Below are 385 nucleotides of genomic sequence, written 5' to 3'. Positions count from 1 at the left end.
GCACAGGGGCGCGCCGATGGCACCAAGGACGACGGCGGCGTCTTCGGTGCGATCCGTCGCGCCCTGCCCGGCGGCAAGGACGAGAAGGACAAGCCCGCCGCCTGACGGCCTCGTCCCCGCGCGTCCATCGCCCCCGTCCCCGCGCTTTCGAACGTGAGAGAGGGCCTATCTCACGCTCGAAAGCGCCCATAAGCCCCAATTCACGTTAGAAAGTGCGGGGTAGGGGCGGCGGCTCAGAGGAACAGCGTGGCTACCCCGTGGATCGCCAGGCCCGCGAGCGCGCCGACGATCGAGCCGTTGATGCGGATGAACTGCAGGTCCTTGCCCACGAACAGCTCGAGGGTGCGCGCGGTCTGCTCGCCGTCCCAGCGGGCGACCGTCTCCT

Annotated in this window: 1 protein-coding gene; it reads right to left on the bottom strand. The window is 69.6% G+C overall.

Annotation, left to right across the window (positions count from 1 at the left end; genetic code table 11):
- Positions 1 to 233: 233 nt before the first annotated feature.
- On the bottom strand, positions 234 to 385 hold a 152-nt coding region (locus RM555_RS30900), incomplete at its 5' end, for a DUF445 family protein (protein ID WP_311415012.1).

The organism is Micromonospora reichwaldensis, from assembly GCF_031845925.1.
GTDB lineage: Bacteria > Actinomycetota > Actinomycetes > Mycobacteriales > Micromonosporaceae > Micromonospora > Micromonospora reichwaldensis.
This window is presented reverse-complemented; position numbering and strand designations above follow the sequence as displayed.